The sequence below is a fragment of the Paraburkholderia aspalathi genome, from assembly GCF_905220735.1.
In the GTDB taxonomy this organism is placed as follows: Bacteria; Pseudomonadota; Gammaproteobacteria; order Burkholderiales; family Burkholderiaceae; genus Paraburkholderia; species Paraburkholderia aspalathi.
In genome coordinates this window covers 466981-489944 of the sequence record NZ_CAJNBA010000001.1, presented here as the reverse complement: position 1 = coordinate 489944, position 22964 = coordinate 466981, and the positions used below count along the sequence as shown (strand labels likewise).

The following is a 22964-nucleotide window of genomic DNA, read 5'->3' as shown; positions in this document are numbered from 1 at the left end:
CAATCCCTGGACAGCCGCGTCTCAGCGCTCCTGCACCGGCGCCTGCACCCGCGCCTTCCATTGGCCGCCTTTGCCGCGCCAATAGCGCACCGCCGAGGCAAACGTCGCGCCGACATAGAACAACGCCACCAGCGGCAGGAACGGGGCCCACAGCGGCGAGCGACGGTAGTAGCTGAGCATCGGCGCATACGCGCAGCACATGGCCGCCCAGGCGAGCCACGCGGGCGCGCCCTGCGGACCGAGCACCAGCGCGGCGGCCGGCGGCACCAGGTAGATGATCGTCATGCCCAACAGCGTGCCGGCCAGCAACAACGGCGAATAATGCAGCTGCGTAAAGGCCGTGCGCGCGATCATGTTCCAGATCTCACGCCAGCTATCGTAAGGACGCAACGACACGCTGCGCGCCGCCACATCGAGGCGGATCGGATGACGCCCCGTGCCGCGATGCTTGATCCGCGCAGCAAGGCTGCAATCGTCGATCAGCTCGGCGCGAATCGACTCGATGCCACCCGCCTCTTCGAGCGCGCTGCGCCGCACCAGCATGCAGCCGCCCGCCGCCGCGGCCGTTCGGTTGCGCGGGTTGTTGACCCACGAAAACGGATACAGCTTGGCGAAGAAGAACACGAAGGCCGGGATCAGCGCCTTCTCCCAGAACGAATCGCAGCGCAGACGGACCATCAGCGAGACGAGGTCGCGCTTTTCCGCATCCGCACCGGCGACGAGTTGCGCGACGGCGTCGGCGGGATGGCCGATGTCGGCATCGGTGAGCAGCAGGAAATCGGCCGGCAGGCCGAGCGTGCGCACCGCCTCGATACCTTGCGACTGCGCCCACACCTTGCCGGACCAGCCCGGCGGCAGGGGCTTCGCACTCAGCACCGTCAGACGATCGGGACATTGCAGTTGCAACGCGGCTGCGCGGGCGGCATCGGCGGTGCCATCGGTGCTGTGGTCGTCGACCACGATCACGTGAAATTCGCCCGGATAGTCCTGCTCGAGCAGCGTGGTGACCGCTTGCGCGATCACATCGACTTCATTGCGTGCCGGCACCACGGCGGCGACCGCCGGCCATGTTTCGCGCGGCTCAAGCGTGAGCGGCGCGGCGGGCCGCGCCCGCCAGAAACCGCCGCGCGCAAACAGCAACACACACCAGATCAGCAGGGAAAGACACGAAAGGAGAAACAGAACCACCGCCATTAAGCATTACCCTCGAGTGAACCGGCTTCTACGCCGACGCGCCGCGACAGGCGCATCACCACAGTGCGTACCGCGACGACGCACCAGTCAAATGTGTTGAGTACCGGCCGCTCGCGAAACACGTCGTAGCCGGCTTTTTCGATCCGTTCGAGGATCCGCAAACCGCCGTGGATGGCGCCGCACAGCTCGATTCCCAGGCGCCCTGGAATCCGCAACGCGAGCGGCGCGCCACGTACCAGCGTGGTTCGCACGAACGAAATTTCGTAGGCCATCAGCTTCGTCCAGGCATCGTCGACGACACCTCGCGCGATCTGCGCCTCGGTCACGTTGAAGCGCCGCATATCCGCGAGCGGCAGATACACGCGGTCTTTTTCCCAGTCGGCGGCGACGTCCTGCCAGAAGCTGATCAGTTGCGAAGCCGTGCAGATCGCGTCGGCGTCGGCGAGATTCTCCGGCGTGGCGGCGCCCACCAGATGCAGCATCAACTGCCCGATCGGGCTGGCCGAGTGGCGGCAATAGTCGAGCAAGGCGGACCGGTCCGCGTAACGGCGGGTGTCGATGTCCTGACCGCAGGCGTGGAGCAGATCGTAGAACGGCGCGAGCGGCAGTTTATACTGCGCGATCACGCCGGCGAGCTTGCCGAACAGGAGCGGGTGCACGGGCGCCGCGCGCCCCTCCGCTACCGCGTCGAGGCCGGCGCGGAAGTCGGCGAGGCGCGCGTGCCGCTCGGCCGGGCTCCAGTCGCCCTCATCGGCGATGTCGCCGGCGGTGCGGACAACCTGATAGATAATGCCGATAGGCGCGCGCAGCGCCTTTGGCAGCAGCACGCTCGCGACTGGAAAGTTTTCGTATTGATCGACGTCCATCCAGCGAGCCTCGAAACCTTTTTGTAATGCGGCAGCCGATACGTGCCGCAGGACCACGTAGTTTAAGGGTTCCGCCAAACCGGTGCAGAGTGTAATCATTGCCACCTGCGCCACGCGGGCGGCGCGGCCCCAACACCCTGGCGGGTACGCCAAAGCAAAGCCGGCCTGATAGCGTTAGAATGCGCGTTTGGTTTTGCTGTACCGGCTGGCAGCCGGGGCTCAAGACGTCAACTAAATAGATGATCGCGGCGATAAAGTCATAATTACCGACTTCTTCGAAACCCGCGTCAGTCGGAGTTCGCCAATTTATGCGAGTCATCCTTGCTCAGCCCCGCGGCTTTTGTGCGGGTGTTGTACGTGCAATCGAGATCGTCGATCGCGCGTTACAGCAACACGGCGCGCCCGTGTATGTTCGCCACGAGATTGTTCACAATCGCCACGTGGTGGATAACCTGCGCCAGAAAGGCGCGCGCTTTGTCGAAGAACTCGATGAGGTGCCGCACGGCGCCGTGGCGATTTTCAGCGCGCATGGTGTCGCGCAAACCGTCGAGCGCGACGCGGAGCAGCGCGGCCTCGACGTGCTCGACGCGACCTGCCCGCTCGTGACCAAGGTCCACGTGCAAGGGCGCCAATATGTGGCGGCGGGTCGTACCCTGATCCTGATCGGCCACGCGGGCCATCCGGAAGTGGAAGGCACGATCGGCCAGATTCCAGGCAAGGTGCTGCTGGTGCAAAGCGAGGCTGAAGTCGCGCTTCTGGACCTGCCGCTCGATACGCCGCTTGCGTACGTCACGCAGACCACGCTGTCGGTCGACGACACACGTGGCATTATCGATGCCCTGCTGCGCCGTTTCACCGACATCGTCGGTCCCGACACGCGCGACATCTGCTACGCCACGCAAAACCGTCAGGCGGCGGTGCGCGAACTGAGCAAAGAGGTCGAGGTGCTGCTGGTGGTAGGCGCAACCAACAGTTCGAACTCGAACCGGCTGCGTGAGATCGGCAGCGAAACCGGCGTGGCGAGTTATCTCGTCGCCGACGGTTCGGAAGTGAAGCCGGAGTGGTTTGCGAACGTGCAGACCGTCGGCATCACGGCTGGTGCTTCAGCACCGGAAGAGATGGTAATGAACGTAATCGATGCGCTGCGCGCATTGGGGCCCGTCGATGTCACGACGATGGCGGGCCGTGAAGAGAAAGTCGAATTCAAGTTGCCATCGAAACTGATGCAACCACTCGCTGCACGCGAAGTTTAAGGAGGACGTCTTGTCTATTCCGCTGCTACAGAAAGTCCGGGTTGGCGCATACATCATGCGTCAGCATCTCTCTGGCAACAAACGCTACCCGCTCGCCTTGATGCTGGAGCCGCTGTTCCGCTGCAATCTTGCCTGTAATGGCTGCGGCAAGATCGATTATCCGGATCCCATCCTGAATCAGCGTCTGTCGCTCGAAGAATGCCTTGGCGCAGTCGACGAATGCGGCGCACCGGTCGTTTCGATTGCAGGCGGCGAGCCGCTCCTGCACAAGGAAATGCCGCAGATCGTGAAGGGCATCATCGCGCGCAAGAAGTTCGTGTACCTGTGCACGAATGCGTTGCTGATGGAAAAGAAGATGGACGACTACGAGCCGAATCCGTACTTCGTCTGGTCGGTTCACCTGGACGGCGACCAGCAGGCGCACGACCACTCGGTGTCGCAGGAAGGCGTGTACGACAAGGCTGTCGCCGCCATCAAGGAAGCGAAGCGCCGCGGTTTCCGCGTGAACATCAACTGCACGTTGTTCAACGACGCTGTGCCGGAACGCGTCGCCGCGTTCTTCGACACGCTCGGCCCGATGGGCGTGGACGGCATCACCGTCTCGCCGGGTTATGCGTATGAACGCGCGCCGGATCAGCAACACTTCCTGAACCGCGACAAGACCAAGCAACTGTTCCGCGAGATTTTCAAGCGCGGCAACAACGGCAAGAACTGGTCGTTCAGCCAGTCGGGCATGTTCCTCGACTTCCTGGCCGGCAATCAGACGTACGAGTGCACGCCTTGGGGCAACCCGGCGCGTACGGTGTTCGGCTGGCAGAAGCCGTGCTACCTGGTCGGCGAAGGCTACGTGAAGACCTTCAAGGAATTGATGGAAACCACGGAGTGGGAAAAGTACGGTACGGGCAACTACGAGAAGTGCGCGGATTGCATGGTGCACTGCGGCTTTGAAGCGACTGCGGTGATGGATACGGTGGCGCACCCGTTGAAGGCGTTGAAGGTCAGCCTGCGCGGCCCGAAGACTTCGGGTGCCTTCACCAAAGATATTGCTTTGGATAAGCAGCGTCCGGCTGAGTACGTGTTCTCGCGGCACGTCGAGATCAAGCTCGAGGAAATCGGGCGCGCTGGAACGGGTAAGAAGGTGCAGACGGCGGCTTCCGCTTCCGCACACTAAGCGTAGTGCCTGGGGCGGCTTAGGGCCGTTTTATCCGCCCCATGAAGTACACCTTAGGTAGAAAAAAAGCGCGGTGGCCTGATTGCCACCGCGCTTTTTCTTTTTTGCGCTGCTATATGTCAGCCCGCAGTCAGCCCGCGCCTCGTGCGTTATGCGCGGTCAGGAATTTGATCAGCCCATCCACGCCGCCCTTGGAAATCTGATCGGCGAATTGCGTCTGATACACCTGGATCAACCAGGCGCCCATCATGTTGATGTCGTAAATCTTCCAGCCGTTAGCGCCCTTGGTCAGCCGGTAATCGATGGCATCGTCGCCGCCATTGCTGAGCACGTGCGACTGCACCACCAGGTCCTTGGAGCCGGCCGGCACATTGACCGGCAAGAACTTGAACTTCACGTCCTGATCCCGCAACTGCGACAGCGAGGCGGCGTAGGTGCGCACCAGCAGCAGCGTAAACTGGTCATAGAGCTGCTTCTGCTGCTCGGGGGTCGCCGTACTCCATGCCTTCCCTACCGCGATCCGGGTGGTTCGCTGAAAATCGGTAGCCGGTACGAAGCGCGTTTGAACCAGCTCGGTGATCTTCGCCATATCGCCACCGCGCGCCTGCGGATCGGCCTTCATCGCGGCCACCGTGCCTTCGACGGCACCCTTCACCACCGCATCAGGCGCGCTTTGCGCATAGGCCGCAGTGGACACCACGGCCGCAGCCAGAAAAGCAGACAGATAACGTTTCATACGCTCGCCAAAACCCCAGGAAGTAAGCGCCGGCAGGCTCGCAAGCCCGCAGCCAAAGCAAGATAGACCAGTATACCGATATTGCGTTCCCGCCCCCAGCCGCGCCGCCCGGGTGTCGTACTTGCTACCGAAGTGGAGCCGAGTCGCTCCGGCTCTGTATACTTGTGCACTTTCGTCAAAAACACCACTCGTGATAAGGCCACCTCCGCCTACATGCTGAAGTCATCTATCGTCCGTCTCGTCGCCTATTCGGTGCGTCATCCGTTACGGATCATCGCTCTGTCGCTCGTGCTCGCCGTTTTGAGCGGCTTCTACGTTGCCCATAATTTCAAGATCAACACCGATATCAGCAAGCTGGTCGAGACTGACAAGCAATGGTCCGCGCTCGAAAATGCGATGGACGCGGCCTTCCCGGATCGCGGCCAAACCGTGCTGGTGGTCGTCGAAGCGCGTGCCCCGGAGTTTGCCGACGCCGCCGCCAATGCCCTGACCGCCGCGCTCAAAGCCGATCCGAAGGAATTCGTCGCGGTCTCGCAGCCCGCTGGCGGGCCGTTCTTCGAACACAATGGACTGCTGTTCCCGTCGACCAATGAGGTCCTGTCCACCACCTCGCAGCTCGTTCAGTCCCGCCCGCTCGTCAATGCTCTTGCGCACGATCCGAGCCTGACCGGCCTTGCCGGCACCCTCACCACGAGCCTGCTGCTGCCGCTGCAGCTGGGTCAGGTGAAACTGGCCGACATGAGTCATTTGCTGTCGCAAAGCGCAACCACGCTCGATCGCGTGCTGGCCGGCCAGCCAGCGGCGTTCTCGTGGCGCGCGCTGGTCGACAAGAGCGCCGCCACGGAGCCGGCGCGTGCTTTCGTCACGGTGCAGCCGGTCGTGGACTACGACGCGCTGGAGCCGGGCGCCACCGCATCGAAAGCGATCCGCGCCACGGCCGCATCGCTGCACCTCGATGCGCGCTATGGCGCCACGGTCCGTCTGACAGGCGAACAGCCGCTCGCGGACGAAGAATTCGCATCGGTCAAGGACGGCGCCGTGCTCAACGGTATCGGCACCTTCATCGTCGTGCTGGTGATTCTCTGGCTGGCACTGCGTTCGGGCCGCATGATCGTCGCCGTGTTCATCACGCTGTTCGTCGGGCTCGCGATCACCGCGGCGCTCGGCCTGTTGCTGGTGGGCGCGCTCAACATGATTTCGGTCGCCTTCATGGTGCTGTTCGTCGGGCTCGGGGTCGATTTCGGCGTGCAGTTCGGCGTCAAGTATCGTGAGGAGCGGACTCGCGACAACCGTCTTTCCGCCGCCCTCATGCATACCGCGCACAGCATCGGCGTGCCGCTGACGCTCGCGGCTGTGGCGGTCGCGTTGAGCTTCTTCTCGTTCCTGCCAACGGCTTACCGCGGCGTGTCGGAATTGGGCGAGATCGCCGGCGTCGGCATGTTCGTCGCGTACTTCACCAACATGACGCTGCTGCCGGCGCTGTTGAAAATCTTCAAACCGCCGGTTGAAGCCGTTTCGCCCGGCTTCAAGCAACTCGCCCCCGTCGACGATTTCCTCGATCATCACCGCAAACCGGTGCTGATCGGCACGCTCATCGTCGTGATTGGCGCGACACCTTTGCTGACGCATTTGCGCTTCGACTTCAACCCGCTGCATCTGAAAGACCCGCATACGGAGTCGATGGCCACGCTGCTGTCGTTGAAGGATTCGCCGGAAGCCGCAGTCAACAACGTCCATGTGCTCGCGCCGACGCTTGCCGACGCGGACCAGAAGGCCGCGCATCTGCGCGCGCTACCGGAAGTGGGTCGTGTGACCACGCTGAGCACCTTCATTCCGACTGAGCAGCAGCAAAAGATGATGCTGGTTGCAAGTGCTGCGCAGCAGCTGTTGCCCGCGCTGCAGCAGCAGCCCGCGCCTCAAGCCACAGACGCGGTACGCGTCGCCGCGTTGAAGCGCGCCTCGAACCAGCTCTCGCTCGCCGCGGACGACCACCCGGGACCGGGCGCCGCCGAAGCCCAGCACCTGTCCACGACGCTGCAAAAGCTGGCCGCCGCCGACGCCGCCACGCGCGATCGCGCCGAAACCGCAATGTCCGAGCCGCTGCGCATCGCGCTGAAGCAACTGGCAGATCTGCTGCAGCCGACCGAGATTACGCGCGACAACCTGCCCAAGGAGATTTCCACGAGTTGGGTTTCGAAAGACGGCCGCGCGCTGGTCGACATCGCGCCGAAGGTCAAACCCGGTACCGATCCAAATGACGACGCCCTGCTCGCCCGCTTCGTTCACTCGGTGAAGAAAGCGGAGCCGGACGCGATCGGCGGCCCGATTTCGATCCTGAATTCCGCGGACACGATCATCAAGGCGTTCCTGCAGGCCGCGGGCTACGCGTTGCTGTCGATTGCAGTCCTGCTGTGGATTGCGCTGCGACGGGTCAGCGATATGCTGCGCACCCTGGTTCCGCTGCTGGTATCGGCGCTGGTGACATTGGAGTTGTGTGTGGTATTCGGCATGCCGCTGAACTTCGCGAATATCATTGCGCTGCCGCTGATGCTCGGCGTCGGCGTAGCATTCAAGATTTACTTTGTGATGGCGTGGCGCAACGGACAGACTGGCCTTTTGCAGTCGAGCCTCACGCATGCCGTGTTGTTCAGCGCGGCGACCACGGCGACGGCGTTCGGGAGCCTCTGGCTGTCGCATCATCCGGGGACGTCGAGTATGGGACGCTTGCTGGCACTCTCGTTGTTTTGCACCCTGATCGGCGCGGTGGTATTCCAACCCGTACTGATGGGCAAGCCGCGTCAACGTCGCGCGAAGCGTAAAGGAATATAAGTATGAAGCTGCGAAACACCGTGCTGGCGCTGGCCGCCACCGGTCTGATCTCTGGCTGCGCGACCGGCCCCGACCGCAAGCCTGGCGATCCGTTCGAGCCGGCAAACCGCGTGATTTTCAATTTCAACGACGGTGTGGACCGCTTCATCGCCGTCCCGGTCGCCAAGGGTTACCAGAAGGTGACACCACAGCCGTTGCGTACGGCGGTGAGCAACTTCTTCTCGAATCTGGGCGACCTGACCAACGCCGCCAACAACCTGTTGCAGTTGAAGATCACCGACGCGACCGAAGACTTCGTACGCTTCGCGTTCAACTCGACCTTCGGGCTCGGCGGCCTGCTCGACTGGGCGACGCCGGCCGGCTTGCCGAAGCACCACCAGGACTTCGGTCTGACTCTGGGCCACTGGGGCGTTCCGTCGGGCCCGTACCTTGTCTTGCCGCTATTCGGCCCGAGCACGGTGCGTGACAGCATGGGGCTCGTGGTGGACGTGAAGTTCAACCCCTTGAACTACATTGAGCCGGCGGTGCGCAATCCGCTGTACGTGCTGCAGTTCGTGAGCGTGCGTTCCGATCTGCTGGGCGCATCCAGCCTGCTGCAACAGGCCGCGCTCGACAAGTATTCGTTCGTGCGCGACGCCTACACGCAGCAGCGTAAGGCACGCCTGCGCGGCACCGGCGACAACGCCGCACCGCTCCCGACCTACGACGACCAGGACGACTCCGGCGCCGCCGCCCCCGCCAAGGGCGCGTCGGGAGCAGCGGCAGGCGCCCCAGCGGGCGTCCCGAACTACACCGACCCGGGCGACGCACCAGAAGCCCCGAACGCCGCCTCAGGAAGCGCCACAGGCGCCCCGGCAGGCGTCCCGAACTACACCGACCCAGGCGACACACCGAGCGCCCCAGCAGCAGCGCCTGCTGCCGCGTCGGGCGCAACGACGCCGGCACCGCAAACGGCGCCGACGGACAAGAAACCGCAGGAAGCAACGCCAGCGGTCCAATAAGGGATGTGGGTCAGATCCCCGGCGCGCTTTGCGCGCGTCGGGCAGCGAAGAACACGCAGACAACTCGCCTGAAAAAACCAGACGGTTTTATGAATTACGCTTCGGCGCGCGGAGCGCCGCCGGAAGTATGACGCCCTTGTCACAAGCCTATGCAGCGGCACGAACACAGATTCCAGATGCACCACTATCCCTAGCAGACCACGGTGCCCACTTAGCAGGGGCTTCTAGCCGCTTTCTTTGCTTATCTTTCTTTGCGGCGGCAAAGAAAGTAAGTGCCGCCCCGCACAGGGGCAACGCTAATAGACCACTAACAAAACAAGGAAAGGCACCAAACCCAGATCAGGGAAAGGCCAAAGCGCCCGCCGCCGCCATAGCATGCCGCGCCTGCACCAACGAGGTCCGCGCCGCCCGCGCATCGACGGCGACTTGAATCAGCGCCGCAAGCTGCGAAGGCTGCCGCAAAAGCTCCCGCAAAATCGGCCCTAACGCAGTAGTCCCATCATCCCGCAGGCCAGCAGTCGCAGCAGCCGGCAACGTCCGCCAGGCCGGATCAACAACCGCCCGGCAAACCGCAAACGGCACCCCATGCGCGGCAGCCGTCGCCCCAGCAATATGCGACTCCATATCAACAGCCAAGGCACCCGTCGAACGATGCAGTAACCGCTTGTCATCAGCGCTGACCAAAGGCGCGGTCACAGCCGCCATCACCCCACGCCGCAGACGCGCCGCGAGCGGCCCCGTTGCCAACGCAGCGGCAAACCTGTCAGCCCATGAGCGATCAGTCTCGAGCCGCCCGAACGGCCCCTCAACGGCCTCACCGACGATCAAAGTGCCCGGCTCCAGATCGGGCGCCAACCCACCCGCCGTACCAAAGCTAACAATCCCCGAGCACCCACGCGCAACCGCCGCACTCAACGCCCGCTCCAGCAGATCCGCGCGAGCCGCGTAGACCACCTCGACACCCTTGCCGCGCGCGATGCGCGCTTCGAACGCCATACCCGTCACCACGATCACCGGCAAGGTGTTGCGGCCGGCGTCGGCTGACAGCGTTGTTGAAAACGCCATCCGTTACATCCCGACCGCGACGCGCGTCAGCCCGTTGCGTTTCAGATGACGGAAGCGCGCCAGCGCCCACAACGGGAAGAACTTGCGATAGCCGTGGTAACGCAGATAGAACACGCGCGGGAAGCCGGTCGCCGTGAAGCGCGTTTCGTCCCACAACCCGTGCTCGCGCTGTTCGCGCTGCAGATACTCGACGCCACGCGCCACCGCCTCGTGATTCACCTCGCCCGCCGCCATCAGGCCCATCAGCGCCCATGCGGTTTGCGAAGCCGTGCTCGGGGCACGCTCATAGCCGTGATAGTCGAGCTTGTAGCTCTCGCCACCCTCGCCCCAGCCGCCGTCTTCGTTCTGGATCGACAGCAGCCACAACGCAGCGCGCTTCATGCGCGGATCGTCATGCGGCAGACCGGCGGCGTTCAGCGAACACAGCGCGGTCCAGGTGCCGTAGATATAGTTCAGGCCCCAGCGGCCGTACCAGCTGCCATCCGATTCCTGTTCCTTCAGCATGTAATCGAACGCGCGCTGCGCCGGTTCACTGCCCTGCGGAAATTCGCCGAGTTGCGCAAGCATCGACAGGCAGCGGCCGGACACGTCCGCGGTCGGCGGATCGAGCAGTGCACCGTGATCGGAGAACGGAATGTTGTTCAGGTAGTACTGCGTGTTTTCCGGTTCGAACGCGCCCCAGCCGCCGTCGCTGCTCTGCATGCCGACCACCCATTCGCGCGCCCGCGCAATGGCTTCGCGGTCGACATCCGATTGCGTCAGCGCCGCCGAGCGTTGCATCGCCATCGCTACCACCGCCGTATCGTCGACGTCCGGATAGTGCGCGTTGTTGTACTGGAACGCCCAGCCGCCAGGACGCACGTTCGCGCGGCGCGAGATCCAGTCGCCGCGCACGTCGAGAATCTGCAGCGGGCGCAGCCAGGCGAGCCCGCGTTCAGCCGCCTGTTCGGCATGCGCTTCGCCGGTCTCGAGCAGCGCATGCGCCACGAGCGAGGTGTCCCACACAGGCGACAGACACGGCTGGCAATATGCTTCGTCATCCTTGATGACGAGCAGCTTTTCGATCGACTGACGGGCGATCGCGCGGTTCGGATGATCGGCCGGATAGCCGAGCACGTCGTACATCATCACCGAGTTGGCCATCGCCGGAAAAATCGCGCCGAGGCCGTCTTCGCCGTTCAGCCGTTCATCGACGAAGCGCACCGCCTCGCGCACTGAACGCTCACGCGTCGCCTTCGGGAACAGGCCGTCGACCATGCGCAGCATCACGTCCACGCCGCGGAAAAACCGGAACCAGCCGAGATGCTGATGCGGCGCCCGATCACGCATGCCGGTATTGACCGGCGCGCCGCGGAACAGCTCGTCGATCCGCACACGGCGCGGATTGCGCGCCACGGGCCGCTTCGCGTTCAGCACCAGCAGCGGCACGATCACGGTACGCGCCCAGTACGACACCTTCGACAAATGGAACGGGAACCACTGCGGCAGCAGCATGATTTCCACGGGCATCATCGGCACGGCACGCCACGACACCACGCCGAACAGCGCAAGCAGAATCCGCGTGAACACGTTCACCGTTTCCGCGCCGCCGTTCGCCAGAATCGCTTCGCGCGCACGGACCATGTGGTCCGCGTCCGGCGAGTCGCCGATCATCTTCAGTGCGAAGTACGCCTTGACGCTCGCGCTGATGTCGAGCGCGCCGTCGGTGAAGAGCGGCCAGCCGCCGTCCGCCAGCTGGATGCGGCGCAGATAGCGGCCGATCTTCTGCTCCAGTTCCACGTTCGGCGTTTCGCCGAGATAGTGGACCAGCAGCACGTATTCAGCGGGAATCGTCGCATCGGCTTCGAGTTCGTAGACCCAGTGACCGTCCGGTTTCTGCGCGCCGAGGATCGCGTCGGTGGCACGCGTTATCGCGGCGTCGAGCGACGGCGCGTACGCTGGCGGCGCGGCATCAGGCGCAGCGCTCGACACCGCGCTTGGCACATTCAGCGCCGCATCGGCGATTTCAGGCAGGACGGCGTCCAGCGGCTGGGCTTGAGATAAGTCGTTCATCGGCGTTCCATCGGTTGATTCAGCAGCGTGTCCGCGGCCTTCTGGCCGGAGCGGATCGCCCCTTCAATCGTCGCGGGCAGGCCGGTGGCCGTCCAGTCGCCCGCGAGCATCAAATTGTTCCAGCGAGTGCGCGTGCCGGGGCGCAGCATTTCCTGATCCGGCAAGGCGGCAAACGTCGCGCGTTTTTCCACCACGACCTGCCAGGCGGGCATCGGCTCGGCCGGCACGTTGGCAGCCTGAGCCACTTCGGCCCAGATGGTTTTCGCCAGCGCTTCATGCGGTGTGTCGAGCAGGCGCTCCGCGGCGTTGACCGTGGCCGACATGCGGCCCTCGAAGGCAAACAGCCAATCGGCCGTCGCATTCAGCAGCCCCGTGATCGGCGCCATGCCGAACGGCGGCTCGACCGCGAAATGCACGTTAAGGGTCTCGGTGAAGCGATTCGGCGAGCGCAAGCCGGGCACGAGCGTCTGCGCGATGTCCGGCGGCACCGCGAGCACTACGGCCTGGTTGGCTTCGATCGCGATGCTTTCGTCCGCGAAATTCAGTGCCGAGATGCGGGCGGGGCCGGCGCCGCTGTCGGCAAACACGATGTCGGTCAGACGCGACCCGAGCCGGATTGCCGCGCCGCCGTGCTGCAACAGACGCAGCGCCGGGTCGACAAACGCGCTGCCCAAACCGTTTTTCGCCACCAGAGGCCGGCACGCCAGACCACCGGCGACCAGCGTCTCCCTGACCATCGCGGCCGTGAGCTCCGCCGACGCTTCACGCGGCTCGACATTGAGCATCGCGAGAAACAGCGGCCGCAGCAGACGATCCCACAGCGGGCCATTGCAGCGCATGGTTTGCGCCACACTGCGCCCGGGTTTGGCGAACAGCAGCGGCACGAGCGCCAGATAGTCGCTCGGTCCGGTGTTCGGCACGCGCGCGTTCGGGTCGAAGATCCACCAGGGCAGGCGGCCCGGCGACATGCGCACGGTCCAGCGCGCCCGCGTCGCCAGATCCATGAACGGATATTCGGGCTGGGACGGGCCGACCAGCTCGTCGGCGGCGCCGATCGCGCGTACAAAGTTGAGCGTGGCGTAATTGCCCGACAACACCATGTGATTGCCGCTGTCGATCGTGGCGCCAAGCTTGGCGTCGTAATACGAACGGCAACGGCCCCCCGCCTGCGGCGCAGCCTCATGAAGCACGACTTGTGCGCCGCGCCGCTGCAATTGCACCGCTGCGGCCAGGCCGGCGAGGCCGGCGCCGATCACATGGATGAGCTTCGGCATCAGCTCAGAAGAGCGCGTAACGCGCGACGATCCACAGCATGCGCAGTTTCGGCTTGCTGACCTTCGTACGCGGAATGTCGAAGCCGCGCTCGAGCGTGCGTTCGAGCAGCACGCGATAAACGCCCGACATGATGCGCGGCGCGCGTACGTGGCTGCGCGGCTCGCGGTCCATGATCGCGTCGGAAGCGGCGAAATGCTCCTTGGCGCGCTCGGCGAGCGTCGCGCAGACGCGCGGCAACGACGGATCGTCGGCGATCTCGGTCGGGCTCGTCACGGCAATACCTTCGCGCGCCAGCAATTCGTGCGGGAGGTAGCAGCGGTTGATGCCGGCGTCTTCGTCGATATCGCGCAGGATGTTGGTCAGTTGCAGCGCGCGGCCCAGATGGTGCGCCAGCAAACGGCCCGGCTCCTCCTGCATCCCGAATATCCTCACCGACAGACGGCCCGCCGCGCTCGCGACGCGGTCGCAGTACAGGTCGAGCGTGGCTTCGTCGGGCGCGCAGATGTCGGCGGCGGCATCCATCGCCATGCCGTCGATCATTGCGTAAAAATCTTCGCGTTGCAGGTGAAACGTATGAATGTGCCGCGTCAGCGCGCGCAAGGAAGCGCGCGGTGAGCCGGCGTAGCACGCGTCGATGTCGGCGCGCCAGCGCTCGAGCGCGGCGGCGCGTTCGGCGCGCGGCTTGTCGCTGTCGGCGATATCGTCGACAGCGCGGCAGAAAGCGTAGACCTGATACATCGCGTCGCGCTGCGCGGCCGGCAGGATGCGCATTGCGAGATAGAACGAGCTGCCGGACGTAGCGGCAGCGGCGTCGATTTCTGTATCGTCCACGACAAGATTGGAAACAGCCAAGACGATCTCCGCTGGAGGCGCCCGCTGAAAGGCGTTCAAGAAATTTGGTGGTTACTGCAAGGCATGCGCCCCGCGCGCGCGGACACGCGCGAAACACCCGGCAGGGATGCCGGAAACGGCGAAAAGTATAACAACCTTTGTGAGATGCCGCAGTTTAGGGGTGAATAAGGGGCCGGAAGACGGATGTGGCGCTTCGCGAGAAACGCTCAGGTAAACGCCACCGAGCGATTGCGCCCCTGCCGCTTGGCGCTATACAGCGCAGCGTCGGCTTCATTGATGAGCACGTCGTACGCTGGCACGCCAAGGCGCGCTGCCGCGCCACCGACGCTCGCCGTCACCGGCACGCTTGTGCCTTGCACGTCGACCGGCGTGTCGGCGATCGTGCAGCGGATTTTCTCCGCGACCCGCATGGCGTCTTCCAGCGGTGTACACGGCAACAGCAAGGCAAACTCCTCGCCACCGAAACGCCCGAAGGTATCCTGCGCCCGCACCACCTCGGCGACCCGTTGCGCCATCACGCGCAACACCGTATCGCCCACGCCGTGGCCGAACTGGTCGTTGATTTTCTTGAAGTGATCGAGATCGAACAGCAGCACGGACATCTCGCCGCCGTAGCGTTGCCAGCGCGTGAATTCGTCGCGCAGGCGCGCTTCGAAGTAACGCCGGTTGGCGATGCCGGTCAGGCCGTCACGGTCCGCGTATTCCTGCAGCTTGGCGACCGCCTCTTCACGCTCGCGCTGCACGATGCTGACATGCGTGACGTCGGAGATGGTCACGCACACGGCCACCACTTCGCGATCGCGCGTGAGCGGCATGAACGTGCAGTCCTGCTGCATGAAGTCGACGCCGCCGGTAATCGGCCGGTCGTGATCGAACTTGAAGAGATACGGGCGCTGCTCCCACGAACTGAACGCGAAACTGCCGAGCTGGAACACGCTTTCGATCTTGCGCGACAGCCACACGCGTGGCAATTCCGGAAAGTGCGTGAAGAGCGATTTGCCGACCACCTGCTCCGGCGTCAAGCCGCTGTGATCCTGCATGAAGCGATTCCACATCAGCACGGTCATATTGCGATCGAGCACGAAGATGCCGAAACCGACACGTTCGACCACCAGATCGCTCAACGACTCCGCGGACACATTCATAGGCTGGACAACAGCTCGTCGAGCGCCTCGTTCATATGGCGGATCGACTCTTCGGCCATCAGCATCACAAGGTGCGCGCGAAAACTCTGGTCCTCGAGCGCGAAATTGACTTCCACCAGCAGCGCGACTTCCCACTGCAACACGCCGGGCTGGAACACTTCGTCGAGCGTCATCGCCTCACCGAGCAGACCAGGCGCTGAGAAGACCGGCGTGCGGCCGAGCTGGTCGAGGATGCACGAGACACACGCGCCCGTCAGCACGTTCGCGACGTCGAACACGAGTTCCTGCTGGCTCACCGCCTCATAGCTCGAGCGCGAATAGGGATCGCTCACGAGCGAACACAACTGGTCGATGCTGTCGCTGCGGCAGATCACCAGCGCTTCGCCCTTGATATCGGAGCGAAAGCCCTGGCGCACCGCGCTCACCGTGTCCTCGATTCCGGTCATCTCGCGCAGCGCCTGTGCTGCCTCGCTCACCGCCACCACCTTCACGCGCGGCACCGATAATTCGATGAACGCATCGAGCAGGCTCGCGAGACGCGTCGCGGCCTGGCCCATCGCCAGATTGGCGACCTCTTGCAGCGCGTCGCGCTGGTCTTCGGTGAGGACTGGCTCAGACATACAACCCGTACTCCTTGAGGATGGGTAGTACCGCCTCGGGCGTCACGGGCTTGGCGATGAAAGCGACGGCGCCGAGCGCGCGCACGCGCGACTGTGCCATCGGCTGGACATCGGCGGAGACGACTATGACGAAGGTGTTCAGATCCTCATGCTGCAATGCTTCCAGCACCTGATAGCCGGTCATGTCCGGCATCGTCAGGTCGAGGAACATCACCGACGCTTTGCCTTCGCGATACAGGCCGAGCGCTTCGCGCCCGTTCGTCGCATAGGACACGTCGACATCCCAGTCCGGCGGCAATGCCTTGGTGAGCACCTTGCGGGCAAGCAATGAATCGTCGGCGATCACAATGGGCAAAGGCATGGGCGGGTCGGTAAGCGGAATTAGCTCTTGCGCGTTAACGGCGGGTAGAGGTGATTTCTTTAGCGTGCGGTCTGTCGACCGGCGCTCAAACGGGCTGAAGCTTGCGAGAATGAAGCTTGCAAACGAGCGGGGTGCGCGCACAGCGAGGCGTGTGTGACGGAAGCCGTGGGCGCGCATGGATGCGCGCGGGCACGGTGGACGACGGCTATGACCGGCATGTTCGAGCCTACCCCGTAGATGAATCCGCGCGGCTCCACGGATCGGGCTGGTCCCTTGCCGCGCGGCTGTTTCCGCGAGCGCCTTCGGTCACGCGTTGTGCGCGTTGCCTGGCGGTCCTCGTGGCAGATGCATCCGAACATGGCGGACGCATTATTTGTGATGACATCGATTTTCGAAGCAAATTGGCGGAAAGGCAACTCGCCAATTTCGCTTTGATTAAAGAGATTTTCCCATTAAATGCTATTTTTGAAAATATTTCGGTAGATTTCAGAGCCTTTCTTTTACATTTATACTTTTGTGTACGTTTGCGCTGCTCGATTTGTCACTGATTCAAACGGCCGACAAATCGGGGGCCGACCATTCGTCACAGTAACTAGTACGGCTGCTGCATGTCTATGCTTTTCGTATGACGCCGATTCCCGGCCTTTTCGTCCAGAACGACCTTAGCGTTACCGACCATGACATCAGAACGGTTCGACCCGCCTGAAGCGAGCCGCCCTCCCCCTAGCCGCCAGGACGAGGCGCGGTTTCCGGCCGTACCGGAACAGAATTTCCACGTCCGGCGCATCACGCTGATCGCGCTGCTTATCGCAGCCATCGTGCTGCCGTGCGTGTACGTCGCCGCGATGGCGTTCAGCGATCTGCGCGCGCGCATGGCCGACGCGACCGACGTGACGCTGCGCACCGTGCGCGTGGCCGAAGAACACGCGCTGAAAGTGTTCGACATGAACGAGACGCTCGATTCGCGCATTGTCGATCTGACGCAAGGTCTGGACGACAACGGCATTCGCGCTCAGGAAGGCGAGATTCACGAGAAGCTGCGCACTATGGGCGGCGGCTATCCTCAGGTGGCGGCCGTCTCGATCTTCGGCCGTGAGGGGGATCTGCTCGCCACCAGCCGTTTCTATCCCGCGCCGGAGTTGTCGATTGCCGACCGCGACGATTTCACCGGCATTCGCGACGGCAAGGGTCTCGAGCATGTCTCGAAGGTCATGACGGGACATGTCGTGGGCGAACAGGTGTTCAACACGGGCGTGGAGCGGCAAGCAGCCGACGGCTCATTTGCCGGCGTGGTCTCAGTCGCACTGCGGCCCAGCTATTTCGACGCGTTCTACCGGGAACTGCTCGGCGGCAGCGACAGCACGCCGATGATCATGAGCCTCGTGCGCACCGACGGCGCGATCCTCGCACACTATCCGCGCCGCCCGCGCGAGCCGCAGGCTACGGCGCCGCATTCGCCACTGGCCGAAGCGCTGGCGCAAGGGCGGCGAGCCGGCGTCGTACGTATGCACTCCGACATCGACGACGACAACGTAATCCTCGCGTTCCGGCGCATCGGCGCCTATCCGGTCTACGCGTTGTGCGGCTATCGCACCTCGGCGATCTGGGCCGCGTGGTATCGGCACCTGAGCGTGCTGATCCTGTCGATGTTCACGCCATCTATCGTGCTGTGGTGCGTGATCTGGCTGTCGCTGCGGCGCCTCGGCGCCGAGGAGGAGGCGTGGGAGCGCTGGCAGGCCGAAGCCTCGATGCGCCGTTCGATCGAATCCGCGTATCGCCAGTCGCGCAAGATGGAGGCGCTCGGCAATCTGGTCGGCAGTGTGGCGCACGATTTCAACAATCTGCTGATGATCGTTTCTGCCAACGTGCAGATCGCCCGGCGGCGCGGCGCGCCGGGGCTCGACCGCGAATTGTCGGCGATGGAGCGGGCGCTCAAGGGTGGCCAGTCGCTCACCCGGCAATTGCTCGGCGTCGCGCGCAAACAGCCGTTGCGCAACGAGACGCTGGCGCTCGAGCGTTGGCTGCCGGCGTGCCGCGAACTGCTGCGCGCATCGCTCGGCGCGAAGATTTCGCTGGTGATGGATATCGGCGTCGATATCTGGCCCATGCGTGTCGACGTCGCCGAGCTCGAACTGGCGCTGATCAACATCGCGGTGAACGCGCGCGACGCCATGCCCAACGGCGGCCGCTTCACGGTTCGAGCCGCCAATATCAACTTCCGCCACCAGGACGGCTTTCCGCTGACCGGCGATTTCGTGCAACTGTCGCTTGAAGATACCGGTGGCGGCATGCCGCCTGAAGTGCTCGCGCGCGCCTTCGAACCGCTTTTCACCACGAAACCGAAAGGCATGGGCACCGGTCTCGGACTGCCGCAGGTTTTCGCCTTCTGCGAGCGCTCCGGCGGCCTTGCCGCGATCGACAGCGCAATCGGCGCGGGCACCTCGGTGCGCCTCTACCTGCCGCGCGCCACAGCCGCTCCCGAAGCCGAACTGCCGGCCGAAACGGGTGTCGAGGAAAGCGGCGCGCCGCACGGCTTGCGCATCCTGCTGGTCGAGGACAACGACGAAGTCGCCGCCGGCACCGAGGCCCTGTTGCAGATGATGGGCCACCAGGTCACGTGTGTATTCAACGCCGATACCGCGCTCTGCCTGTTCGACGACGCCCACGCGAGGCAGGCGCGCACCGGCGAGCCGCTGCCGTTCGACCTGGTGCTGTCGGACATCCACATGCCGGGCACGATGAACGGCATCGACCTGGCCGAAGCCGTACAGGCTTTCGACACCCGGCTGCCGGTCATTCTGGTCACCGGCTACGCGGAAGAACTCGACCGCGCGCGGCATGTGAACGTGCGGGTGCTGTCGAAACCCTTCGATATCGCCTTGCTGGAAGAACTCCTGCAAGCGATCCAGCGCGAACTGGCGCAAACGGGCGCCGATCCGGCTGCGGCGGCCTATCCGGCCGACTAACGCTGCTTTTTCAGCATCGCCGCAATTACCGGCGGTTGTAAAAGCGCGGCAGCGGAATGCCGCAGTTTCTATGCGAACACATGGCGCAAGCGGCCAGCAGCGGGCGTGCGGACACGCCGTGCCGCCCCGGCATGATCGTTGCGATGTTTTTAGGGAAGGAGGCCGACGCGTTCTTGCGCCGTTCGATCCACCTAAAACCGCCGGGAGACAGCCATGCGACATACCGTGATTGGTTTATTCGACACCTATTCTCAAGCCGAGGCCGCGCGCGACACGCTTGTACAGACCGGTTTTGCACGCGAAACGATCGAGTTGCAGGCGAATCCGGAACCCTCCGTCGGCTCTGCAACCGACGAGGTCGCCGGTTCCGGTGTGCTCGCCAATATCGAGCGTTTTCTCTCGAGCCTGTTTGCGAGCGGCCCTCGCGCGCCGGACACGGCTCGCTACACGGAAGCCGTGCGCCGCGGCGCCGTGCTGGTCTGCGTGAGCGCAGCCAGCGAATCGCATGCAGAACTCGCTCGCAATACCTTGACGAGGCTGGGTGCGACCGACATCGGCGAGCGTTCGCCCGACTGGGACACGCCGGCTGAATCGAGCCGCGATCATTCAATACTCGACGAACTCGGCATTGGCGCGGTGACGCCAGGCACGCCGCATACATCGAGCATGACGACGGCCGGCGTAGCGACGCCGGCTTCAACGACACAGCCTAAGGCCTCGGCCGATCCACTCTATCCGCCGCCGCTCATGGGCACCGACGCCGAGCCGTTCGTCCCGCCGCCGCGGGCTGAGCGGCCGATGCGCGACCCCGTGAGCGAGCCGGTCATCGACCCGCTGGTGGGCGATGCGGGACGTACCGCGATTGCGGCAGGTTCGATGCCGGGTTCGGGCGCGATCCTGCAGCCGTCGGACGTCGTCTCCGAAGCCGGGCAGCCGACCGCGGGTTTAGGTAGCCAGATGCCGAACGAGTACCTGGAATACGAAGAGGATTTCCGTACGCACTACGACGAGCAATACGCGGCCGAGAACGCGCGCTATGAAGACTACGTGCCGGCCTATCGCTACGGCGCGGAGATCGGTCAGGACGCGCGTTTTCGCGACCGGGCATGGGACGACGTCGAGCCGGAAGCCCGTCGCCATTGGGAAACCACCTCGCCCGACAGCACGTGGGAGCGCTTCAAGCTGGCCGTGCGTCATGGTTGGGAACGGGTGACGGGACACCATCACGTCTAAACGGGGGAGCGGCAACGCCGGCGTGCCGTGAAGTTACGGCGACGTCGGCGTTTTCAGTCTGGGCGGGTGCTTTGATATGGCCCGAATTGGCCGTCAGGCAGCGGTCTGACGTTTGACCCATGCAACGTAACGGTCGACGAAGGTCTGCAAAAACTTGCGGGTGCCGTCGTTCACGATCTCGCCTTTCTCGTTGATCGCCGCCGGGTCGTGCTTGATGAACACTTCAGGCTGGCCAAGCGTGGCGACATCGAGGTACGCCAGTACATTGCGCAGATGCTGTTGCGCGAGCGCCGTGCCGGTCGCCCCGAGCGAGGTGCCGAGCACCGCGCCGGGCTTGTTGCCCCATGAATTGGTGCCCCAGGGCCGCGAGCCCCAGTCGAGTGCGTTCTTCAGGACGCCTGGCATGGAGCGGTTGTACTCGGGGGTGACGAACAGCAGGCCATCTGCGGCTTCAACGCGCTTCTTCAGGTGTTTGGCGACTTCGGGATAGTCGGCGTCATAGTCCTGACTATAGAGCGGCAAGGAGCCGATATCGATGAACTCGAAGGTAAAGTCCGCGGGCGCGAGAGAAATCACGGCCTGCGCCAGTTGGCGGTTGAACGACTCGCGGCGCAGGCTGCCGACGACCACTGCGATGTGATGGGCCATAGTTCGCTTCCTCGAGGTTAGGCGCTTGACGCGCTAAAGGGTACGAACTGTCCATCATAGGCAATAAGCCGGGCGGTACGGCAAGGGCGCGCACAAAAAACGCCGACTTCTGGTTACGCGGTCCAGACCTCGAAAGTTGCGACCGGTGGATAACCCGGTAGCGACAAAAGTTATCCACAGATTCACTGAATAACCTTGTGGATAACTGGTACTTTTGCCTTGTCAATCAAGCATGCTTTCGGCCTAGGACGATTTGAGGCAACTCGACGTTCTTCGCTGTCATTCCGGGACAGCGATGTCGCCATCCACAAGCTGCCAGCCGTACGTCTCGGCAAACACCTGAGCCGCATCCGCATTTTCGAAAAACGGCATGTCCGCGTGGCCCTGGAAGGGATAGATCACGCGCTCGTCGCTTAACCGAATTACTTTCAGCGTCGGCACCGTCCCGCTGGAGGTTCGACGCGACGACACGGCGACCTGATAGTTTGCGCGGCCCGTCAACGGCGTGGAATTCGCGCCCTGCGAGCGCCTGGAAATGTGGCTTGCCATCGGTGCGCGCATCAGAGTCCGGCGATCGACTCGCCGGCAACCATGCCGTCGATCACCCGCTCCGCGTAACTTGCTGATGCAATGCGTGCGTCGCCAGCCGCGCCAAACGGAGAACGGCTCGGCACGCGAAATACACGGCTGCTGGTCAAGGTGTCGTCGGTGCCGCGCCGGCAGATTCGCACCGCGGCGTCGAAGCCCGAATCGTAGTGGCGGACGCCATCGGCAGAACGCGGCTGGTGCGGATAAACCAGTGGATAAATCTCAAGGCCCCGGTAGCTTCTGATCGTATTGTTCATGGTAGTCGTCTCCGGTAAAGGATCTCGCTTGAAACGTGTGGCTGTGTGTTGGGCATGACGCCGGGCGAGTCGCGGCGTTTCAGCAAACAGGTGCTGGTCGGCGACGATGCGCGTCTGGAGCGGCGTCTGTAAGGCCACGCCGGCGACACCGTCAAACGAAGTAGAAGGAAAGGACCCCGTTCGGTTCAGGGCGCTGTGATGAGAGGCTGATGCCTGAGGGACTGCGCAGGGCGCGCAGGAGAACTGCAAGCTGTTGGCTCACTGTAACACGTTAGAAGAGTGAGCATTAGGCGCATTTGCGCGCCAGGCGCGGGTGTTGCTTCGGAGTGCCGGGTATTGCGTACCGCTTTCTGTTTCTCGACGCTTGCACACCGGAGAAAGGGAGTCGCAGCCCTGTTCTGCAGACGCTTCATACGTGCGTCAAACGTGCGGGATTAAATGCAAAAAGGGCGCCTTTATCGGCGCCCTTTCTTGATTTCGAGAACCCGTTTCGTCAGCAGACTTGTGCCGGACCGGTGTCCGGCCGCGTCCGCCAGACGATTAGTTGCCGAAGAACACGTTGCAATACGATGCCGGGCCGCTGCATTGAGCCGGTGCAGCAGCTTGAGCTGCGCCCGAAGCAGCAGCAAACAGGGCGACGGAAGCGATCAGGGCGGTAAGAATGCGTTTCATGGTGCTACTCCTCTTCGGCATTTAGTTCGCGATCTGGGCGATCGATGGAGTGGAGAATAGCGATTCAGCGTCCGCCTAAAAATACCGAAGACGAGAAGATGTTTTTTCAAATATTGAAATAATCCAGCCGCGTATTTGCGGCGAGCTTGAAACGTGTGTCACTGCACGCCTCGCCCACGC

Annotated in this window: 21 protein-coding genes; 7 read left to right on the top strand and 14 right to left on the bottom strand. The window is 63.5% G+C overall.

From position 1 onward, the window contains the following. Positions 1–21 precede the first annotated feature (21 nt). Positions 22–1194, bottom strand: coding sequence for a glycosyltransferase (locus tag KHO30_RS02035; RefSeq protein WP_211699869.1), 1173 nt, complete (start codon positions 1192–1194; stop codon positions 22–24). Beyond that, positions 1194–2060: a squalene synthase HpnC gene (gene hpnC, locus KHO30_RS02030; protein ID WP_211699868.1), complete on the bottom strand. Its 867-nt coding sequence runs from the start codon at positions 2058–2060 to the stop codon at positions 1194–1196. The genes KHO30_RS02035 and hpnC overlap by 1 nt, the downstream gene beginning before the upstream one ends. Positions 2061–2368: 308 nt before the next feature. Here hpnC and ispH point away from each other — a divergent pair, with 308 nt between their 5' ends. Then, on the top strand, positions 2369–3313 hold the full coding sequence (gene ispH / locus KHO30_RS02025; protein ID WP_093634316.1) for a 4-hydroxy-3-methylbut-2-enyl diphosphate reductase: 945 nt from the start codon (positions 2369–2371) through the stop codon (positions 3311–3313). 10 nt (positions 3314–3323) lie between these two features. Beyond that, a complete protein-coding gene (hpnH, locus tag KHO30_RS02020; RefSeq protein WP_093634317.1) occupies positions 3324–4484 on the top strand; it encodes an adenosyl-hopene transferase HpnH in 1161 nt (386 codons plus the stop codon). A 130-nt stretch (positions 4485–4614) separates the two neighbouring features. Here the strand turns inward: hpnH and KHO30_RS02015 are convergent, their stop codons facing one another. Further along, positions 4615–5220 (bottom strand): MlaC/ttg2D family ABC transporter substrate-binding protein, encoded by a 606-nt coding sequence (locus tag KHO30_RS02015; protein ID WP_200620619.1) that lies wholly within the window; start codon positions 5218–5220, stop codon positions 4615–4617. Positions 5221–5433: 213 nt separating this feature from the next. On the opposite strand from KHO30_RS02015, the gene hpnN reads away from it, so the two are divergent. Continuing rightward, positions 5434–8049 carry a hopanoid transporter HpnN gene (gene hpnN / locus KHO30_RS02010; RefSeq protein WP_211699867.1) on the top strand — a complete coding sequence of 872 codons (2616 nt, stop codon included), beginning with the start codon at positions 5434–5436 and terminating at the stop codon, positions 8047–8049. Positions 8050–8051: 2 nt separating this feature from the next. Then, a complete protein-coding gene (locus KHO30_RS02005; RefSeq protein ID WP_211699866.1) occupies positions 8052–9050 on the top strand; it encodes an MlaA family lipoprotein in 999 nt (332 codons plus the stop codon). 339 nt (positions 9051–9389) lie between these two features. On the opposite strand, the gene KHO30_RS02000 is transcribed toward KHO30_RS02005, so the two are convergent. The 7 genes from KHO30_RS02000 to KHO30_RS01970 all read right to left on the bottom strand — a co-directional run bounded on the left by KHO30_RS02000 (position 9390) and on the right by KHO30_RS01970 (position 16420). Then, positions 9390–10115 carry a phosphorylase gene (locus KHO30_RS02000; protein WP_093634321.1) on the bottom strand — a complete coding sequence of 242 codons (726 nt, stop codon included), beginning with the start codon at positions 10113–10115 and terminating at the stop codon, positions 9390–9392. Positions 10116–10118: 3 nt separating this feature from the next. Further along, complete coding sequence (gene shc, locus KHO30_RS01995) at positions 10119–12167, bottom strand: squalene--hopene cyclase (protein WP_211699865.1); 2049 nt, start codon at positions 12165–12167, stop codon at positions 10119–10121. After that, positions 12164–13441 (bottom strand): hydroxysqualene dehydroxylase HpnE, encoded by a 1278-nt coding sequence (gene hpnE / locus KHO30_RS01990; RefSeq protein ID WP_211699864.1) that lies wholly within the window; start codon positions 13439–13441, stop codon positions 12164–12166. The genes shc and hpnE overlap by 4 nt, the downstream gene beginning before the upstream one ends. 4 nt (positions 13442–13445) lie before the next feature. Continuing rightward, positions 13446–14294 (bottom strand): presqualene diphosphate synthase HpnD, encoded by an 849-nt coding sequence (hpnD, locus tag KHO30_RS01985; RefSeq protein ID WP_211699863.1) that lies wholly within the window; start codon positions 14292–14294, stop codon positions 13446–13448. Between the two features lie 206 nt (positions 14295–14500). Next, complete coding sequence (locus tag KHO30_RS01980; protein ID WP_054034186.1) at positions 14501–15439, bottom strand: sensor domain-containing diguanylate cyclase; 939 nt, start codon at positions 15437–15439, stop codon at positions 14501–14503. Continuing rightward, on the bottom strand, positions 15436–16059 hold the full coding sequence (locus KHO30_RS01975) for a chemotaxis protein CheC (protein ID WP_093634325.1): 624 nt from the start codon (positions 16057–16059) through the stop codon (positions 15436–15438). The genes KHO30_RS01980 and KHO30_RS01975 overlap by 4 nt, the downstream gene beginning before the upstream one ends. Continuing rightward, complete coding sequence (locus KHO30_RS01970; RefSeq protein ID WP_093634326.1) at positions 16052–16420, bottom strand: response regulator; 369 nt, start codon at positions 16418–16420, stop codon at positions 16052–16054. Before KHO30_RS01970 ends, KHO30_RS01975 begins: the two co-directional genes overlap by 8 nt. 179 nt (positions 16421–16599) lie before the next feature. Here KHO30_RS01970 and KHO30_RS01965 point away from each other — a divergent pair, with 179 nt between their 5' ends. The 3 genes from KHO30_RS01965 (at position 16600) to KHO30_RS01955 (ending at position 20619) form a co-directional block, all read left to right on the top strand. Further along, positions 16600–16968 carry a hypothetical protein gene (locus KHO30_RS01965; RefSeq protein ID WP_211699862.1) on the top strand — a complete coding sequence of 123 codons (369 nt, stop codon included), beginning with the start codon at positions 16600–16602 and terminating at the stop codon, positions 16966–16968. A gap of 129 nt (positions 16969–17097) precedes the next feature. Continuing rightward, on the top strand, positions 17098–19386 hold the full coding sequence (locus tag KHO30_RS01960; RefSeq protein ID WP_211699861.1) for a hybrid sensor histidine kinase/response regulator: 2289 nt from the start codon (positions 17098–17100) through the stop codon (positions 19384–19386). Between the two features lie 213 nt (positions 19387–19599). Next, positions 19600–20619 (top strand): hypothetical protein, encoded by a 1020-nt coding sequence (locus tag KHO30_RS01955; RefSeq protein ID WP_200620611.1) that lies wholly within the window; start codon positions 19600–19602, stop codon positions 20617–20619. Between the two features lie 93 nt (positions 20620–20712). Here the strand turns inward: KHO30_RS01955 and KHO30_RS01950 are convergent, their stop codons facing one another. The 4 genes from KHO30_RS01950 to KHO30_RS39490 form a co-directional block, all read right to left on the bottom strand. Continuing rightward, the gene (locus KHO30_RS01950; RefSeq protein ID WP_093634330.1) at positions 20713–21267 is read right to left on the bottom strand and encodes an NADPH-dependent FMN reductase; all 555 of its coding nucleotides are present in this window, start codon (positions 21265–21267) and stop codon (positions 20713–20715) included. Positions 21268–21546: 279 nt separating this feature from the next. Then, the gene (locus KHO30_RS01945) at positions 21547–21816 is read right to left on the bottom strand and encodes a DUF6723 family protein (protein ID WP_234475619.1); all 270 of its coding nucleotides are present in this window, start codon (positions 21814–21816) and stop codon (positions 21547–21549) included. Between the two features lie 11 nt (positions 21817–21827). Further along, entirely contained in the window at positions 21828–22112 is a 285-nt protein-coding gene (locus KHO30_RS01940; RefSeq protein WP_093634332.1) for a hypothetical protein, read from the bottom strand. Positions 22113–22652: 540 nt separating this feature from the next. After that, positions 22653–22784, bottom strand: a complete 132-nt coding sequence (locus tag KHO30_RS39490) for a hypothetical protein (protein ID WP_257021004.1) — start codon at positions 22782–22784, stop codon at positions 22653–22655. Positions 22785–22964: the final 180 nt, after the last annotated feature.

Bases quoted from the DNA above. Each gene is read 5' to 3' on its own strand.
- KHO30_RS01960 (WP_211699861.1), top strand. From the start codon at position 17,098: ATGACATCAGAACGGTTCGACCCGCCTGAAGCGAGCCGCCCTCCCCCT.
- shc (WP_211699865.1), bottom strand. From the start codon at position 12,167: ATGAACGACTTATCTCAAGCCCAGCCGCTGGACGCCGTCCTGCCTGAA.
- KHO30_RS01980 (WP_054034186.1), bottom strand. From the start codon at position 15,439: ATGAATGTGTCCGCGGAGTCGTTGAGCGATCTGGTGGTCGAACGTGTC.
- KHO30_RS01955 (WP_200620611.1), top strand. From the start codon at position 19,600: ATGCGACATACCGTGATTGGTTTATTCGACACCTATTCTCAAGCCGAG.
- hpnE (WP_211699864.1), bottom strand. From the start codon at position 13,441: ATGCCGAAGCTCATCCATGTGATCGGCGCCGGCCTCGCCGGCCTGGCC.
- KHO30_RS02005 (WP_211699866.1), top strand. From the start codon at position 8,052: ATGAAGCTGCGAAACACCGTGCTGGCGCTGGCCGCCACCGGTCTGATC.
- KHO30_RS01965 (WP_211699862.1), top strand. From the start codon at position 16,600: ATGCGCGCGGGCACGGTGGACGACGGCTATGACCGGCATGTTCGAGCC.
- KHO30_RS02035 (WP_211699869.1), bottom strand. From the start codon at position 1,194: ATGGCGGTGGTTCTGTTTCTCCTTTCGTGTCTTTCCCTGCTGATCTGG.
- KHO30_RS02015 (WP_200620619.1), bottom strand. From the start codon at position 5,220: ATGAAACGTTATCTGTCTGCTTTTCTGGCTGCGGCCGTGGTGTCCACT.
- KHO30_RS01945 (WP_234475619.1), bottom strand. From the start codon at position 21,816: ATGGCAAGCCACATTTCCAGGCGCTCGCAGGGCGCGAATTCCACGCCG.
- KHO30_RS01940 (WP_093634332.1), bottom strand. From the start codon at position 22,112: ATGAACAATACGATCAGAAGCTACCGGGGCCTTGAGATTTATCCACTG.
- KHO30_RS01950 (WP_093634330.1), bottom strand. From the start codon at position 21,267: ATGGCCCATCACATCGCAGTGGTCGTCGGCAGCCTGCGCCGCGAGTCG.
- KHO30_RS39490 (WP_257021004.1), bottom strand. From the start codon at position 22,784: ATGAAACGCATTCTTACCGCCCTGATCGCTTCCGTCGCCCTGTTTGCT.
- ispH (WP_093634316.1), top strand. From the start codon at position 2,369: ATGCGAGTCATCCTTGCTCAGCCCCGCGGCTTTTGTGCGGGTGTTGTA.
- KHO30_RS02000 (WP_093634321.1), bottom strand. From the start codon at position 10,115: ATGGCGTTTTCAACAACGCTGTCAGCCGACGCCGGCCGCAACACCTTG.
- hpnN (WP_211699867.1), top strand. From the start codon at position 5,434: ATGCTGAAGTCATCTATCGTCCGTCTCGTCGCCTATTCGGTGCGTCAT.
- KHO30_RS01975 (WP_093634325.1), bottom strand. From the start codon at position 16,059: ATGTCTGAGCCAGTCCTCACCGAAGACCAGCGCGACGCGCTGCAAGAG.
- hpnC (WP_211699868.1), bottom strand. From the start codon at position 2,060: ATGGACGTCGATCAATACGAAAACTTTCCAGTCGCGAGCGTGCTGCTG.
- KHO30_RS01970 (WP_093634326.1), bottom strand. From the start codon at position 16,420: ATGCCTTTGCCCATTGTGATCGCCGACGATTCATTGCTTGCCCGCAAG.